The following is a 14,709-nucleotide window of genomic DNA, read 5'->3' on the forward strand; positions in this document are numbered from 1 at the left end:
GGTCAGCGCCGGAGGCCCACCCTGCCGATACGGTCTCTCGTGCCCACCCCCCACGCAACCCGCTCGCCCATCGCCAGGTTCGACACCGGCTGGCCGCTGGTGGTGGCCGGCCTGGCGCTGGTGGCCGCCGTGGTGCTCATCCCCGCGTGGGAGCAGCTCGAGCAGACCCGCTTCGAGCGCGACAAGCTGCTGGCCATGGACGCCCAGGGCCGCGAGCGGATCCGGCGGCAGGCCCGCTACCTGGCCGCCCTGGAGCGCGGCGACGAGGCCCTGGTCCGCTCGCTGGCCCTCGACCAGATGCGCCTCATCCCCGCCGGCCGCACCGCCGTGCTCGAGCCGCCGCCGCCGGGCCCGGTTGACATCTTCGAGCCCCTGGAGCCCGCCCCGGTGACGATCCAGGCCGTCCGCCCGACCGACTCGACGCTGGCCCGCCTGGCCCGCAGCGACCGCCTGCGCCCGTGGCTCATCGGGCTGGGGGCGCTCATGGTGCTGGTGGGGGTGGTGTCGGGGATGGGGACCGGTCAGGCCTCGCCCGGCAGGCGGTAGCGGCGGGCCTCACGAAGCCAGACGCTCGCCCGCCGTTCCCTGGGCGATGATGCTCGCGCGCTCGCCCCCGCCGAAGCGCACCGTGAAGTACGCCGGGTTGCCGTCCTGGGTGCTGGTCTGGGCGGTCACCAGGTAGGTCACCATGCCGCTTGAGCCCGAGAACGAGCCGTCCTCGAAGCGCCGCTTCTTGGCGTTGAGCAGGAACTGGTACGGTCCATCGGGCCCCTCCTGCCGCAGGACCTTGTACGTCACCGCGCTGACCGCCTCGGGGTGCTCGCAATCGAAGGTGAAGCGCAGCGTGCCGCTCTCGAGCAGCTCGACCCGGAAGGCCGTGGGCGTGCCCGGGGGCGGGGCGGGCGTGCGGGTGGCCGGCTCGGGCAGCCGCGCGGCGGCGAACACCGCCTTGGGGTCGGGCGTGGTGCGGGCGAAGCCGCGGATCTGCACGACCATGCCCGACGCGGTCGAGCGCATCGTGCGGGCCGTGCGGCGATACTCGGCCCCCTTGGCCTCGCACTGGGCCTTGAGGGCCTCGTACTCGGCCTTGAGCGCGTCGGCCTGGGCGTGCAGGGCGGTGAGGTTGGCCAGCTGGCCGGCCTCCAGGCCGATGGTCGCTTCGGCAACCGTCCACACGGGCGCGTGCACGCCCACCCAGTCGATGGCCTCGGGCAGTTTTTCCGGGACGGTGGGCATGGTCGGTCTCCTGTGCGAGTGGCTCCGCACGAGGTATCGAACGCTCCAGCGGCCGGCTCCAGCCAAAACCTCGCCACGGCCGAGAAAACCCGCCCGACGCGCAAGAGCTGCGGCCAAAGATCCCAAAACCCACCTGGCGCGGCCGCCAGCGGGGTTCGGATCGCGGTTTGGTCACCTCGGATCTCGGATCCGAGGTGACCAAACCCGGATCCGACATGACGAATCCCGGATCCGAGGTGACCAAAGCCGGATCCGACACGACCAAGCCGGGATCCGAGGTGACCGATCCCGGATCCGTCCTGGCCGAGCCCGGATCCGTGGCGACGGATCCCGGATCGGCCAGGACGGATCGCGGATCTGTCATGTCCGAACCGAAACCCGTCAGGACCGAACCCGGATCCGAGGGCCGGCATCGGGGAGCGGGGATGGGGCCATGGGGGGCGGCCATACGTTCCCGGGTTTCCGGTGGGCGGGCTCTCGAACGCTTCGGCGTGGTCCAGCCTGGGCTCCCGCGCCGCCGCCAGTTGCCCTTGCAGCGCCGGGCGTTTTTGGGTATGCTGGGCGCCGGAGGAGAACCCCATGCCGCCCAGACCGCTCGCGTCGAGCACGCCCCTGAGAGTCCCCGCCCTGGTGGCCGCTGCGGGGCTGGCGTTGGCCCCGGCCGTGGCCCGCGCCCAAGGCCCGCTCGGCGAGCCATTCCCCGCAATGCTGGAACTCGCGGACCTGGATGGGGAAATCGGTTTCTCCTTGAGCGGTGTGGATGCTGGCGAATACAGCGGCGGGTCGGTCGCTTCTGCGGGCGATATCAATGGCGACGGAGTGGGCGACGTCATCATCGGGGCGACGCTGGGCAGTCGTGGCCGTGGGGCGGGCTACGTTGTGTTCGGACGCGATGCCCGGATGGGGGGCTTTCCCAGCACCGTCGAGTTGGCCGACCTCGATGGGACCGACGGCTTCCGCGTGGAGGGCGTCGACACGGGAGACTACAGCGGCTGGTCGGTTGCCTCTGCGGGCGACGTGAATGGCGATGGGATCGGTGATGTCATCATTGGTGCGCCGAAGGCCGATCCCGTCGGGCGTCCATTTGCAGGCCAGAGCTATGTGATCTTCGGCCGCGACACTGCGGTGGCGGGGTCCTTCCCTCCCATCGTTCAACTCGCGGATCTGGATGGCACCGACGGTTTTCGTCTGGAGGGTGTGCACAGTTCGGATTACAGCGGTCAGTCGGTCGCGTCGGCAGGCGACGTGAATGGCGACGGCGTTGGCGATGTCATCATCGGTGCCGCGGGCAGCCCGTTGTTTGGCTATGCGCATGCCACGGCGAGCTTTGTCTTCTTCGGGCGCGACACGTCTGCGGGGGAGACTTTTCCCGCCGTGATCCAACTCGCCGACTTGGACGGTTCCAACGGCTTCCGCCTCGATGGCGTCGAGTTAGGTGATCAGAGCGGTCGTTCGGTTGCGTCCGCGGGCGACGTGAACAACGACGGCTTGGATGACATCATCATCGCTGCTCCTGGGGCCCGCAACGGTGAGAGCTACGTGGTCTACGGCCGTGATGCCGCTGCGGGTGCAGCCTTCCCGAGCGCGCTGCCCCTGGCCGATCTGGATGGCACTACGGGTTTTCGGCTGGTGGGTCCCGACGCGGACGAATTCAGTGGTGATTCTGTCGCCTCGGCGGGTGACGTCAATGGGGACGGGATCGCTGACATCATCATCAGCGCGCGACTCGCCAGTCCCCACCGAAGCTGGGTGGTCTTTGGTCGCGATGCCTCGTCGGGCGTGCCCTTTCCCGCCAGCTTTTTCTTGGCGGATCTGGACGGGACTACAGGGTTCGGCTTAGAAGGCGTCGATATTGGCGACGGGGTCCCCTCGGTCGCCTCGGCCGGTGATCTGAACGGTGATCGCGTTGGTGACATCATCATCGGCGCAGAACGCGCCGATCCCGGTGGCCGATCCGGAGCTGGCGAGAGCTACGTGGTCTTCGGGCGCGACATCCAGGCGGGCTCCTCCTTCCCTGCTGCAATCCAACTGGCCGATCTCGATGGGCGGACCGGCTTCACGCTCAATGGCGTAGCAGCGTTAAACTTCAGCGGCCGGTCGGTCGCATCGGCGGGAGACGTGAACGGCGACGGCATCGGTGACATCATCATCGGGGCTCCCTCCACCGGTTACAGCCCGGAAGGCGGTACGAGCTTCGTGGTTTACGGCCGCGACCTCGCGCCGTGCCGCGCCGACGTGGATGGCGACGGCGAGTTGACGGTGTTTGACTTCATGGAGTTCTGCAACCTCTTCGACATTGGCGACCCCCGCGCCGACTTCGACGACGACGGCGCGTTCACCATCTTCGACTTCCTGGCCTTTCAGAACGCGTTCGACCTGGGGTGCCCGTAGCCGAGGGCTCTACCCTCCCTCGTGCCCCCCGCCCCCCCCACGCCCCTCACCTTCCGCCCCCGACACCGCCTCACCCACGCGCGCGAGTTCCAGGCCGTGTATGCCGCCCGCTGCCGCAAGAGCGCCGGGCCGCTGACGGTCCACGCCATGCCCACCGCCCGGCCCGAGCCGCGGCTGGGGCTGTCGGTCGGCAGGAAGGTCGGCAAGGCCCACGTCCGCGTGGCCGCCAAGCGGGCGATCCGCGAGGCCTTCCGCCACGTGCAGCACGACCTGCCGGCGTGGGAAGCCGGAGAGGGCGATGAGCGCCGGAGCGGCCGCTACGACATGATCGTCCAGGTCCGCCCCCACGAGCCGTTGCCGAGCGCCGAGTACCAGCGGTTGTTGCTGGAGCTTGCCCATGCTTGCCACGAGGTCTGGGCCAAGCGCATCGCCAAGGGCCACCGCCCGCAACACGCTGCCCCCCGACGATCCGACCCCCAACAATCACGCGATGCACGCCCCGGACCATGACGGCCCCCGCCCCTGGCTGGCCAGCCCGCTGCGCCGGCTGGCGATCGCGCCCTTCACCGGGCCCATCCGCCTCTACCGCCTGACGCTCAGCCCCTTCATCGGCGGCCAGTGCCGCTTCGAGCCCACGTGCAGTTGCTACGCGCTGGACGCCTATCACACCCACGGGCCGATCAAGGGCACGCGCCTGACGCTCTGGCGGCTCGTGCGGTGCCAGCCGCTGGTCAAGGGCGGGTACGACCCGGTGCCGCCGGCGGGGTCGGCGGGGCCGGCGGGGTCGGCTCGCGCAGCGCATCGGCACGCGGCGCGTTCTAGTCAGGGCTAACATAGTGCGGGCTGGCCCCGCCGGCCCGGTTCTGGATGGAGGCCGCATTTGCCCAGGCTGCCAGCGGCCGCCCGCCGCGCCCAATTGCTCGAGACCGCCGCCGAGCTCTTCGCCGAGCACGGCTACGCCCGCGCGACCACCAGCCAGCTGGCCAAGGCCGCCGGCGTCACCGAGCCGATCATCTACCGCCACTTCGGCTCCAAGCGCGACCTGTTCATCGCCCTGGTGCGACGGACCAGCGAGGAGACCATCGCCTTCTGGGAAGAGCAGCTGGCGCGGGCCACCACGCCCGCCGAGCGGCTCTCGACGCTGGTGGACGGCAACCCGATGGTGCACCCCAGGTTCAGCGACGCCTACCGCGTGATCCTCCAGGCCATCACCGAGGTGGGCGACGCCGGGATCGCGGGCGCCCTGCGCGAGCACATGGACACGGTCCACGCCTTCCTCATGAAGGAGATCGAGAACGGGCAGGCCGCCCACAAGGTCACCGCCCGCTACAGCCCCGAACTCATCGCCTGGCTGCTCATCGACGTGGGGCTGGGCTTCGGCGTGCTGACGGCCTGGGGCGTGGAGGGCCACGGCAAGGACGCCGGCGGCAAGCACGTCAGCGACGCCATCAAGCGCATGCTGCTGGGCAAGGCCAAGACCGAGGCCGATCGCTAAGCCGGCCACCGCCGACGCTTCTACGCTCTGGCGGATGCCCGACCTCAAGATCGCCAATTCGATCACCGAGCCAGATGGTGCACCGCGCAAGCTCACGCCCGCGATGCGCCAGTTCCACGAGTTCAAGGACCGCTTCCCCGGCTGCGTCCTGCTCTTCCGCATGGGCGACTTCTACGAGCTGTTCTACGAGGACGCCGTCGAGGTCTCCAGGGCCATCGGCCTGACCCTCACCGAGCGGAGCCCGGGCCAGCCGATGGCCGGCGTGCCGCACCACCAGCTGGACAACTACCTGCGCAAGCTCATCGACAAGGGCTTCCGCGTGGCCATCGCCGACCAGGTGCAGGACCCCAAGGAGGCCAAGGGCGTCGTCGAACGCGCCGTGACGCGCGTGCTGACGCCCGGGACGCTGGTCGACGATGATCTCTTGGAGAGCCGACCTTCTGGCGGCACGCTCGCGGCGGTGTATCTGGACGGCGAGGGCGTGTCGATCGCCGCGCTGGACGTCTCGACGGGCGCCTTCACGCTCGACTCGGCGCCGCTCGACGGCCTGCTGGATTGTTTGTCGCGCTTCGCCGTTGCCGAATTGCTCCTGCCCGATGATTGCCCGGCGGGCCTGCGCAGCCGCATCGAGATCGACGCCGGCCGCGCCGGCTGCGCCATCACCGACCGCGCGGCGTGGCACTTCCGCAAGAGCGAGACGATGGAGGCCGTGCTCACGCACTTTTCCGTCACGAGCGTCGAGGGCTTCGGCCTGGACAACGACGACAAGGCCCTCATCGCCGCCGGCGCCGTTCTGCGATACGCGAGCGAGACGCAGACGCCAAGGGGCGCGCCCGACACCAACGGGCTGGCGCCCTCGCTCTCCTACATCCGCCCGCCCAAGCGCGCCGCGCCCGGCGATCGGTTGGTCCTGGACGCCACCAGCCTGCGCGCCCTGGAGATCGAGCGCACCATCCGCCGCGGCGGCGTCGAGGGCTCGCTCGTGGGCGAGGTGCTCAATGGCGGCCAGTGCATGACGGCGCTGGGCCGCCGCCAGGTCGCCCAGTGGCTGCGCGAGCCGGCGGCGAAGCTCGAGGAAATCAACGACCGCCACGCCGCCGTCGCCGCGCTCGTCGAAGACTCGAAGCAGGCCGGCGAGCTGTGCAAAGCCTTGGAGCCCATCCAAGACATCGCCCGCATCGCCGCGCGGCTGGCGCTGGGCCGTGCCGCGCCGCGGGATCTCGTCGGGCTGGGTCAGTCCCTCGCTGCCATCCCCGCGCTGGTCGAGGCCTGCCGCAACACCCCCGCCCTGGCCGGCCGCGCGGGCGAACTGCACGAGCTACTCGACGACCTCTCGCCGCTGGCCGGCGACATCACCGCCACCTGCCGCGAGCGCCCGCCCGCGCGCCTGACCGACGGCGGCCTCATCAACGACGGCGTCGACCCCGAGCTCGACGAGGCGCGGAGCCTCCAGCACGACGCCGGGCAGTGGCTGGCCGACTTCCAGCAACGCCTCGCGAGCGAGCTGAACATCCCCGCCATCCGCGTTGGCTTCAACAAGGTCTTCGGCTACTACATCGAGCTCACCGCCGCCCAGGCCAAGGAGCACGGCGATGCGCTGATCAGCGCCGGCCTCAGCCGCAAGCAGACCCTGAAGAACGCCGAGCGATACGTCAACGACGAGCTGCGCCACTTCGAGCACCGCGTGCAGACCGCCGAGGCGCGGGCCCTGGAGCGCGAGAAGATCATCTTCGAGGGACTGTGTCTCAAGGCCCGCGAGCAGCTCGACGCGATTGCGCAAGCCGCCGAGGCGATCGGCGCGCTGGACGCTCTCTCCTGCTTCGCCTCGATGGCGCGCAAGCGGCGCTGGGTCCGCCCCGAGATGGTCGAGGAGGCCAACCTCGAGCTCGAGGCCGCACGACATCCGGTCTTGGAGCGAACGCTTGCGGACAGATTGGTCCCCAACGACGTCGCGCTCAACGAGTACGCCCGACTGGCCATCATCACCGGCCCCAACATGGCCGGCAAGAGCACGTACATCCGCACGGCCGCGCTGCTGGTTGTGCTGGCGCACGCCGGCTCGTTCGTTCCTGCCGAGTCCGCCCGCATCGGCCTGACCGATCGCGTCTTCACCCGCGTGGGCGCCGACGACGCGTTGCACGACGGCCAGAGCACGTTCATGGTCGAGATGGCCGAGACGGCGGCGATCCTCAACAACGCCACCGAGCGGTCGGTCGTCGTGCTCGACGAGATCGGCCGCGGCACCAGCACGCTCGATGGCCTGAGCCTGGCCCGCGCCATCGCCGAGCGGCTCGCCGGCGACACGAAGAAGCCCGGCCCGCGCACGCTCTTCGCCACGCACTACCACGAGCTGACGACACTGGAAGAAGAACGCGCTGGGCAGGTCCGCAACCTCGCGGTTCGTGTTAGAGAGGTCGGCGACGAGGTCGTGTTCCTGCACCACGTCGAGCCGGGGCGGGCCGACCGCAGCTACGGCGTCCAGGTCGCGCGGCTGGCGGGGATTCCGCCCGAGGTCGTCCAACGCGCCGCCGAGGTGTTGGCATCGCTGTCGGTCCGCGAGGACGGCGCGCCGGCGCCGATGAAGCAGAAGCACGAACCCCAGATGCCCCTGTTCGCGAAGACCGATGCACATCCGGCCATCGACAAGCTCGCCGAGGTCAAGATCGAGCAGCTCACCCCCCTGGACGCCTTCGACCTGCTCCGCGAGCTGCGGGGCATGGTCGACGAGAAGTGACGACCAGGCCGACAACAAGGCCCACAACCAGAGCCGTCATCTTCGACGTCGACGGCGTGCTCGTCCGCACCGACGCGCTGCACGAGAAGTCGTGGCGGGCGCTGGCCGAACAGGAAGGCCTGCCCTTCCCCCATGACCTGCCCGACAGGCTCCGCGGCGTCAGCCGGGAGCGATCCTTAGAACTCGTCCTGGGCGATGCCTTCGTTCGCTACACGCCCGACGAGCGCACCGCCCTCATGGCGCGCAAGAACGCGGCGTTCCTCGAGGAAGTGAACGCCATGACCCCCGCCGACGCGCTGCCGGGCGTGCGCGAGCTGCTCATCTCGCTGCGTGAGTCGGGCCTCAAGCTCGCCGCCGCCTCGGCCAGCCGCAACGCGCGGGTCGTGCTTGACCGCGTCGAACTTATAAAGTATCTCGACGCCATCGTCGACGGCCACGACGCACCCAAAGCCAAGCCCGATCCCCAGTGCTTCCTCCTCGCGGCCGAGAAGGTGGGTTGTGGATCCAAGAACTGCATCGTCGTCGAGGATGCCCCCGCCGGCGTCGAAGCGGCGCTCAGGGCGGGCATGCGGGTGGTGGGGGTGGGGCCGGTCGAGCGCGACCCGCGCGTGGCGCTGGGCGCCGCGTCGCTTGCGAGCATCTCCGCCGCGGACCTGCTTCAACTGCCCGACCGCGCCCGCCACGCGTAGTACCCGCTGCCCGCCAGGGCCACCAGCCCCGCCGCGGGCCACAGCGCGTCGGCCCCGAAGTGCGCGGCCATCGGCGCCCCGAGCACCACGCCCGCCAGGAAGCCCGCCAGCAGCAGCACCAGCAGCCCGAACCGCCACGGCTCAACCCGCTGGCCGCGCAGGCGCGCCCCCAGCAGGAAGCCCAGGTCCGTGGCGATGCCCGTCAGGTGCGTGGTCCGCACGATCAGGCCCATGTACGTCGAGGCCATCGCGTTCTGCAGCCCCGCGGCCATCGCGGCCAGCGACGCGGCCAGGAGCACGCTCGCGTCGGCCGCCAGGGCCGCGCCCGCCAGCAGCCCGCCCTCGACCAGCAGCACCAGCCCGTACCGCCGCCCGAGCTTGAGCGACCGCCCGTGGATCACGATGCCGCACACGCACGCCCCGAGCACGAACGCCGCCACCACCGCCAGCGTCGCGCCCGCCGCGGCCCACGCCTGGCTGGACACCTCCGCCCCCAGCGCCGCCACCGAGCCGGTCACGTGCGTCACCGTGCGCCCGGTGACCGCGACCAGCACGGCGTCGACGTAGCCGGCGACCATGGCCAGCCCCGCGCCACCCGCCATCGCCACCCCAGCGCGGAGGGGCGAGGTCTGCGACGAACCAACGCGATACGGCACGGCGAGCCTCCAAAAACACGGGGCCAATGCTACCCGGCGCGCGGGCCAATACGCTTGCACCATGAAGCTCCCCTTCGCGCCGGCTACCCTCGCCATCCTCCTCGCCATCGCCGCCGGCCTCTGCTGGGGCGTGGGTGAGGTCTTCACCCGCCAGGTGCTGCACAGCAAGGAGATCGGCCCCTTCGCCGCCCTGCTCGTGCGCACGATGGTCGCCCTGCCCCTGATCGCCCTGGCCTACCTCGCCGCCGCGCACTTAGGGCTCGTCACCAGCGAGGTCCCCGGCTGGCGCGTGAACCTGTCGACGGCCAACTGGCTGCGATTGCTGCTCGGTTCCGGTCTGCTCGCCGCCGCCCTCGCGCTGGTGTTCTTTTATGCCGCCCTCAGCCTGGGCCAGGTCTCGGTGGTCAAGCCCATCGCCTTCGCCGTCGCGCCGGTCACGGCGGTCTTCTTAGGCGCGCTGCTGCTGGGCGAGCCGCTCACGCTGCGCAAGGGCATCGCCATCGCCTTCATCGCCGCGGACATCGTGCTGATGGCGGCGCCGGGCAAGGCGGGCTCGTCCGCGACTTCGACGACGGCGAACTGAGAACCACGGGCGGCGTGCCCGGATTACTCGCGGACCAGCACCGGCCGGAAGCCCTGGAAGTGCATGGCCACGCCCGGCACGCCGCTGTCGCGCTTGCCGCAGGAGCAGCGATGGTCGCGGGTGTCGAACGCGCCCCCGCGCCGCACGCGCTCGGGCTCGTTGCTGCCCCAGCTGCGGATCGCCCGGGCCCGTGGCACGCCGGTGGGGTCCACGCCGCTGATGGGCTGACGCATATACGCCCAGTCTCGGCCCCACTCCATCGCGTTGCCGTGCATGTCGAAGAGCCCGAAGTCGTTGGGCAGCAGCTGCGCCACCGGCTGGGGCTGCTGGCCGGAGTTCTCGAACCACCACATGATCTCGTCCGCCGGCTGGCCGGCCGGGGAGAACGGCTGCGATCGCCCCGCCTGGCAGGCCCGCTCCCACTGGGCCTCGGTGGGCAGGTCGTACGCCCAGCCGTCCAGGGCCTGGCCGCGCGCCGCCTCCATCGCCGTGAGCGACCGGCACCACGCGTCGGCCTGGTCCCAGAGGACGCGCAGCGCCGGCAGATCCGAGAAGGTCTTGAGCGATCCCGTCCGGTGGCCGGCGTGCTCCACCCGGGCCACGTGCGTGTTGGTCGCCTCGGTGACGGACATGTAGTACTCGCGCGTGAGCGTCACGGTCGGGCGCGGCGAGCCCACCTGGAACTCGCCGGGCTGGAAGCGCCCCGCGGGGATGCGCACCAGCAGCATGCCCAGGCTGTTGACGACGTAGCTATCGCGCCCCCGCGCGTCGTCGCGCGGCCCGTGCACGGCCATGACGCCCCCCTCGATGCGGCCCGAAGATGGTGAGCCTTCGGGCCCCGTCCATTCCTGCCCGTGCATCAGGGCGTGGGCCGGTAGGGGCGCGCCCGGCTGCTGGCCGGCCAGGTGGCGCTCGCGCAGCTCGAACAGCCCGCGCCACCGCGGCTCGCCCGGATCGTCCACCGCCACCCGCGTGGCCGCGTCGATGGGATCGATGCCGCCGACGACCACCGTCAATTCGCCCGTGGAGGCCAGCGCGCCCGGCAGCACGATCGATCGCAGCGCCCAGGCGTCCGGCTGCCCGTCGTCGTCCCCTTCGGCTCGGCTCCGCTTCTCGTGCGACACGGCGGTGATGGCCAGGCCGGCCGCTGGCGGGTGCTCGATGGCCCCCGCATCGATCCGCGCGACCGTGCCGGGCTCGATCCGCCCGAGGAAGTCGCCCCCGGCCCACAGCTCGACCGGCCACGCGGCGCGGTTGTGGGCCACGATCGTGCGCGGGGCCCCGGCGGCTGGCGTGGTGGGGCTGGCCGCGGCCAACGGGTCGGGCGACGGGGCGGACCAGGGCACGGGCGACGCCGCCGGCGAACCGGGCCCGGCCGCGGCGGACCGCCCACCCTCGCCGGGCGGCTCGCTGGACAGCAGCACCAGCCCGAGCCCGGCGGCCACCAGCACCAGCAACGCCCCGGCCACGAGCAGGGCCATCCGCACGCCGCCTCGCCCGCCGGCTCGGTCCGGCTCGGGGTTCTTCGAGGGCTCGGGCACGGGGTCCTCCTGCAACCGGCGTCGCCCGACGCTAGGCCGAGCCGGCGGCCCGCCCACCCATCCACTCACCCGCTCGCTCACCCACCCGGCCGCCCTCGGCCCCGGCCAGGTCCCGGCGGTCAAGCCCATCGCCTTCGCCGTCGCCCCGGTAACGGCCGTCTTCCTGGGAGCCCTCCTGCTCGGCGAGCCGCTGACGCTGCGTAAGCTCCTGGCCATCGCCCTGATCGTCGCGGGCATCGTGCTGGGCAGCGGCCGAGTAAGTCTGAAGCGGCTACCGAGACGCCGTTGGGCCGCTGGCTACGCCCTCTTGGCATCCAAACGGGCCAATCCCGCCTGGGAGATGGCGTACGCGTCCCCATCGGTCTCGAGCAGCGCCCGCTGGGCCAGATCATCCAGGGTGCGGCCCAGCGCCGTCGCGTGGCTCGGTGAGAGGCCGAGAACATCGAGCAGCATCGAGGTTGTCGCATGACCGGCATGGACGCACCAGAGCAGGCACCATTCCTCCGCGGCGGCGCGTGTCGTGGGGGCATCGTCATTGGTCGGTTCATCGTGCATCATCGCTTCGCTCCTCCCATTGCATCCAGATCCGCAAGTACGCGCGAGAGCAAGCTCATACTGGGCCACTCGCCCCGGCGGCGGGCTTCGGCTCGCTGCCTTGACGCATCCTTCAGGTACGCGTCGATGTCGCCCACGATGAACAGGCCCTGCCTGGCCCTGGTCAACGCCACGTTCCAGCGCTTGGGGTTGTCCAAGAACTTCGTGGCGTGACTCTTCACGAGGCTGAGCAGCACGTAATCAGCCTCCTTGCCCTGGCAACTGTCCAGCGTGCAAGACTCCACGGTGATGGGTAGCTCGGAGAGATCCAGGGACTGCAGTTCACAGTCGAAGAGTCGCCGCTGTTCGTTGTAGGCCATCAGCACCATGATGCTCGCGTGTTCGGCATCGCACGGCGTCGCGGCGAGCGCGTTCAGCAGGTTCGTGATCACTTTGACCTCCGCCGGATTGGACTCGTGAGGCGCATCCTCGGGGCGATCGACCTGGATCAGCCGAACGCCTGCCTCGCCCCCGGCGTCTGGCAACCCATCGTGCAGCGCCTGGCCCGCGTAGAACAGCTCGCGTGGCAAACGCGACAGGCTCGGATGCATCCGGTACTGCTTCTTGAGCACGCCGGTGAACGGCTGCACCCGCTCGCACAAGTTCCGTAGGCACCGGCCCGCCAGTTCTGCCATCGGTGACACGTCGAAGTGCTCCGAGTCCGGCAGACCGAGGAGCATGTCGTACACCGACACGGTGTTGGCGAGCAACCGGTCGGCGATGGCCTGGATCAGGTGCTGGCGGTCCTCCCCAAGCCCGAGTTCGTCGATGGCCGCTTGCGAGGGCAGATACTTGTGCAGTCCCTTGCGGAAGCGCACGAGCGAGAGCTTTTGCTCTGCGAGGGCTTCCCAGGGCTGGGCGTGGTACGTGTTGAAGCACGTCTCGAAGACCCGAGCGCCGGCGCGGTCCCGCTCGCCGACCAGCCGTTCGTCGCGGATCGCCACGCGGCATTCGAGCCCGATCTCCACCAGCACCCGCGCGTCGCCATCGAATCGATCGAGCGCCGATTCGATCTCGTCGGCCTCGCACACCAGGATGCCCGATCCGATGCCACGCTCGGGGGCCTCATCGATCGTTCCGATGCTCGGCGTTCTGTCGAGGCCCGCGCCGTTGGCGTGCGCGACGATCGCGTCTGCCACGCGGTCGGGATCGCGCGCGACGACCACCAGTCGGGCCATCTCCCGTTCGAAGGGCTTGGCCCGCTCGAGCACCGCGCCGACCGAGCACACCAGTTCCAGCGCCGGGTCGATCACGTCGCGCAGCGTCCAGGCGCACTCGACCGGGTCGCAGAAGGGCGGCAACTGCTGCGGATCGCCCACCAGCACCCAACGCCGCGCCTTCACCGCGATCGCCAGGAACTCGGGCACGGTCAGCTTGGAGACCTCGTCGATGATGAGCGTGTCGAAGGCGCCCGGCTCGGCGTCGCCGATGCCCTCGTGCGACAGGATGCCGATGGGCGTGCCGCAGATGACCGAGTGCTGCTCCGCCAGCGCCGCCGTGAGCGGGCCCGTGGTCGTGTCGCCATCGTCGAGTTGATCGAACACGCCGCCGGCGCCCTCGACGCGCCGGCGCAGCACGGCCTCCACGCGATCCTCGATGGCGTACTCACGGACCTGCGTCGTCCGGCTGCTCCAATACCGCTGAGCCTTCTCGCTCAAACGGTTCGGCCGCGTTGCGAATCTCACCGGCAGCGTGGCGGGGTGCAGGTCGTCGTTCCTGCCGTCGATGTCGGTCAGCTTCTCCACCACGTTGTCGATGGCCACGTGCGTGGGCGAGACCACCAGCACGCGCTCGCCGCGATCGACCAATCGCCGGATGATCGAGCCGATCACCGTGGTCTTGCCCGCGCCGGGCGGGCCGTGGACGACCGCGAAGTGGTCGGTGTCCAGGGCGGCCCGGACGCACGCGTGCTGGTGCTCGTCGAGCCGCTCGTCGGGCATGGCCTCGAACGCAGCCGCGGCGCGATCGGCTGGCTCGGGCAGGTCGGCTTCCAGCCCCACCAACGCTCGCAGCGGCGCAAGCGGCCCATCGGTGGCCGCCCGCTCGATAGCGTCCAGCGCGTCCAGCTGGCGCTCGAGCTGCACCAGGTTGGGCACGATGGCGATGGCGGCGATGCTGGCGGGGTTCATCGGCCCGCGCGCCAGATCGAGCTTGACGACGCGCTCGGCCGAACCGTGCCAGTCATTCTTGAAGCCCACCAACTGGACCGCCTCGGGCCGGGCCTCCATCTCGACGAACGCGCGGGGTTTCTCGCGGAGCAGCCGGGCCTGCTCGCCGGTCAGCAGCACGACCTCGCCCTCGTCGCGCAGGACGCTCTGGAGCTCCTCGACGATCTCCTTCTCGCGTCCGCGATTGGCCCCGTCGTAGTCGAAGTCGACGCGGACTCGGACGCAGCCTTCGTCATCGCCGTCGGCCTCGGTTGTCTGCCAGACCGCCGCCTCGCCGCCCACGCCCCGGCGGGGCGCGTGCCGGGCGGCCCCTTCGCACAGGGCGCCGAAGATGCCCGCGTTGCCGCCGGACGCCGCCTCGTCTGGCCCGTGGTCCGCCCGCCGCGACGGCCGGGGCACCGTGGCCACCACCGGGCGGGCCAGGAGCCGGTCGATCCGGGCTTCCAGGCTGCGGCGGACGTGGTGGGCGAGCGGCTCGAGTGGTTCGGGCTGCTCGGGCAGGTCGGGCAGGTCGGCACGGGCGATCATGGCGTGGCTCCTGGTCGTGGTGGATCGTTCGAGGTCTCAGGTGATGTTCCGAACGTCTATGCGTGTACACCCACGGGCTCGCGCAGTTGATCCT

The 14,709-nt window shown here is 70.7% G+C and carries 13 protein-coding genes; 8 read left to right on the forward strand and 5 right to left on the reverse strand.

The window, feature by feature from the left end; translation table 11 throughout:
* The first annotated feature begins 39 nt into the window (after positions 1–39).
* Positions 40–546 (forward strand): hypothetical protein, encoded by a 507-nt coding sequence (locus RIE32_00645; GenBank protein MEQ9094751.1) that lies wholly within the window; start codon positions 40–42, stop codon positions 544–546.
* A 9-nt stretch (positions 547–555) separates the two neighbouring features.
* Here the strand turns inward: RIE32_00645 and RIE32_00650 are convergent, their stop codons facing one another.
* Entirely contained in the window at positions 556–1,236 is a 681-nt protein-coding gene (locus tag RIE32_00650) for a hypothetical protein (protein MEQ9094752.1), read from the reverse strand.
* A 705-nt stretch (positions 1,237–1,941) separates the two neighbouring features.
* Between RIE32_00650 and RIE32_00655 the strand changes: the two genes are divergently transcribed.
* From RIE32_00655 to pgmB, 6 genes are read left to right on the forward strand one after another with little or no spacing between them, the layout of a single operon-like run.
* Positions 1,942–3,627 carry an integrin alpha gene (locus RIE32_00655; GenBank protein MEQ9094753.1) on the forward strand — a complete coding sequence of 562 codons (1,686 nt, stop codon included), beginning with the start codon at positions 1,942–1,944 and terminating at the stop codon, positions 3,625–3,627.
* Between the two features lie 21 nt (positions 3,628–3,648).
* Positions 3,649–4,137, forward strand: coding sequence for a ribonuclease P protein component (rnpA, locus tag RIE32_00660; GenBank protein ID MEQ9094754.1), 489 nt, complete (start codon positions 3,649–3,651; stop codon positions 4,135–4,137).
* Positions 4,118–4,459, forward strand: coding sequence for a membrane protein insertion efficiency factor YidD (yidD, locus tag RIE32_00665; protein MEQ9094755.1), 342 nt, complete (start codon positions 4,118–4,120; stop codon positions 4,457–4,459). The genes rnpA and yidD overlap by 20 nt, the downstream gene beginning before the upstream one ends.
* Positions 4,460–4,507: 48 nt before the next feature.
* A complete protein-coding gene (locus tag RIE32_00670; protein ID MEQ9094756.1) occupies positions 4,508–5,122 on the forward strand; it encodes a TetR/AcrR family transcriptional regulator in 615 nt (204 codons plus the stop codon).
* A gap of 34 nt (positions 5,123–5,156) precedes the next feature.
* Positions 5,157–7,856, forward strand: coding sequence for a DNA mismatch repair protein MutS (mutS, locus tag RIE32_00675; protein MEQ9094757.1), 2,700 nt, complete (start codon positions 5,157–5,159; stop codon positions 7,854–7,856).
* Complete coding sequence (pgmB, locus tag RIE32_00680; protein MEQ9094758.1) at positions 7,853–8,545, forward strand: beta-phosphoglucomutase; 693 nt, start codon at positions 7,853–7,855, stop codon at positions 8,543–8,545. Before mutS ends, pgmB begins: the two co-directional genes overlap by 4 nt.
* Here the strand turns inward: pgmB and RIE32_00685 are convergent.
* Complete coding sequence (locus RIE32_00685) at positions 8,515–9,201, reverse strand: YoaK family protein (protein ID MEQ9094759.1); 687 nt, start codon at positions 9,199–9,201, stop codon at positions 8,515–8,517. The two genes, pgmB and RIE32_00685, sit on opposite strands and share 31 nt — an antisense overlap.
* Positions 9,202–9,262: 61 nt before the next feature.
* On the opposite strand from RIE32_00685, the gene RIE32_00690 reads away from it, so the two are divergent.
* Positions 9,263–9,784, forward strand: a complete 522-nt coding sequence (locus RIE32_00690) for an EamA family transporter (protein ID MEQ9094760.1) — start codon at positions 9,263–9,265, stop codon at positions 9,782–9,784.
* 23 nt (positions 9,785–9,807) lie between these two features.
* Here the strand turns inward: RIE32_00690 and RIE32_00695 are convergent, their stop codons facing one another.
* The 3 genes from RIE32_00695 to RIE32_00705 all read right to left on the reverse strand — a co-directional run bounded on the left by RIE32_00695 (position 9,808) and on the right by RIE32_00705 (position 14,615).
* The gene (locus RIE32_00695) at positions 9,808–11,325 is read right to left on the reverse strand and encodes a formylglycine-generating enzyme family protein (protein MEQ9094761.1); all 1,518 of its coding nucleotides are present in this window, start codon (positions 11,323–11,325) and stop codon (positions 9,808–9,810) included.
* A 297-nt stretch (positions 11,326–11,622) separates the two neighbouring features.
* Positions 11,623–11,883: a hypothetical protein gene (locus RIE32_00700; protein ID MEQ9094762.1), complete on the reverse strand. Its 261-nt coding sequence runs from the start codon at positions 11,881–11,883 to the stop codon at positions 11,623–11,625.
* Entirely contained in the window at positions 11,880–14,615 is a 2,736-nt protein-coding gene (locus RIE32_00705) for an AAA domain-containing protein (GenBank protein MEQ9094763.1), read from the reverse strand. Before RIE32_00705 ends, RIE32_00700 begins: the two co-directional genes overlap by 4 nt.
* Positions 14,616–14,709 lie beyond the last annotated feature (94 nt).

The organism is Phycisphaerales bacterium, from assembly GCA_040221175.1.
Taxonomy (GTDB): Bacteria; Planctomycetota; Phycisphaerae; order Phycisphaerales; family UBA1924; genus JAHCJI01.

Excerpts from the sequence above, each read along its gene's own strand:
- RIE32_00700 (MEQ9094762.1), bottom strand. The coding sequence starts at position 11,883 with ATGATGCACGATGAACCGACCAATGACGATGCCCCCACGACACGCGCC.
- RIE32_00690 (MEQ9094760.1), top strand. The coding sequence starts at position 9,263 with ATGAAGCTCCCCTTCGCGCCGGCTACCCTCGCCATCCTCCTCGCCATC.
- RIE32_00650 (MEQ9094752.1), bottom strand. The coding sequence starts at position 1,236 with ATGCCCACCGTCCCGGAAAAACTGCCCGAGGCCATCGACTGGGTGGGC.
- RIE32_00655 (MEQ9094753.1), top strand. The coding sequence starts at position 1,942 with ATGCTGGAACTCGCGGACCTGGATGGGGAAATCGGTTTCTCCTTGAGC.
- yidD (MEQ9094755.1), top strand. The coding sequence starts at position 4,118 with ATGCACGCCCCGGACCATGACGGCCCCCGCCCCTGGCTGGCCAGCCCG.
- mutS (MEQ9094757.1), top strand. The coding sequence starts at position 5,157 with ATGCCCGACCTCAAGATCGCCAATTCGATCACCGAGCCAGATGGTGCA.
- RIE32_00705 (MEQ9094763.1), bottom strand. The coding sequence starts at position 14,615 with ATGATCGCCCGTGCCGACCTGCCCGACCTGCCCGAGCAGCCCGAACCA.